The 1,146-nt window shown below is 54.1% G+C and carries 1 protein-coding gene; it reads left to right on the forward strand.

All coding sequences use genetic code 11. The features are described from left to right. Positions 1–835: DUF512 domain-containing protein (locus RMO15_RS29625; RefSeq protein ID WP_309721645.1), on the forward strand; the 835-nt coding region annotated here is incomplete at its 5' end. Positions 836–1,146: the final 311 nt, after the last annotated feature.

Genomic DNA, 1,146 nt, shown 5'->3' on the forward strand with positions numbered 1-1,146 from the left:
CCCCGAGCCGATTCTGCCCATCTTGGAGCGCTTGGTCGAGGCCCGGATTCAGATTCATGCGCAAGTGGTGCTGGTGCCGCACTACAACGACGGCGAGATCCTCTTCCAGACCCTCACGGACTTGGCTAAGCTTCACCCAAAAGCACGCGGCGCGTTTGGTGGCGTGATCTCCGTGGCGGTTGTCCCGATTGGTATCACCCAGTTCCGCGAGCGCCTCGCGCCGGTCGAGACCTGGAATGGGGAGCAGAAAGCCTGGTGGGTGCGCGAGCTGGAGCCGCTCCGCTCTTGGTACCTCAAAGAGCTGGGCACGCGCTTCGTCTACCTCTCCGACGAGTTTTATCTCGGCGGCGGCCTCCCGATCCCCGCACGCTCCCACTACGAGGGCTTCCCACAGCTCGAAGACGGCATCGGTCTAGTGCGCTTGTTTTTAGACGAGTGCGAAAAGCTCAAGCGCGACCTGCCCAAGCGAGCTCCACGCCCAAGGCGCGTCACGTTCGCCACCGGCGAGATCGCCGGGCCGCTCCTGACGCAGCTTGCGGAGATTTTCAATAAAGTCGAGGGCTTAGAGATCAATGTCTGCGCGATCCACAATACGTTCTTCGAGGGAAATATCAATATCGCCGGTCTGATTGTTGGACGGGACTTAATCAACGCTCTCAAAGCCTTCCCGGACTTAGGCGACGAAATCCTCATCCCCAATGTCATGCTCCGCGACGGCACTGAGATCTTTCTGGACGAGATGACCCTGACCCAAGTGAACGAAGAACTCGGACGCCCCGTGGTCGCCATAGATCGCACCCCCGCGGCGGCGGCTAAGTTTTTATTAGAGGTATAGGATACGGAGATAGGTGTGAAATGTCGCCTGAAACGAAATCTGTAGTGCTTAGTTTGTTTGTGTTGGTATCAGTACCTCCATTTATATGGCTATATTATTCTGTTGATGAACAAGTAAGAAATAATATTCTGGTTCCTATTCTGTTGGTTATTGGTTGTGTTCATTCTTATTACTCATGGTTCGCTCATTTTTTGAGGGGTTTAGCAAATTTGAGGTAACCTCGTTTCATGACCGAAACGCTCACTCTTATCACGGAACGGGTAGATGACATCCCCGTATTATTCGAGCAGATGCAGAAATTGGAGATGGCT

The sequence above is a fragment of the Armatimonas sp. genome, from assembly GCF_031410135.1.
Classification (GTDB): Bacteria; Armatimonadota; Armatimonadia; order Armatimonadales; family Armatimonadaceae; genus Armatimonas.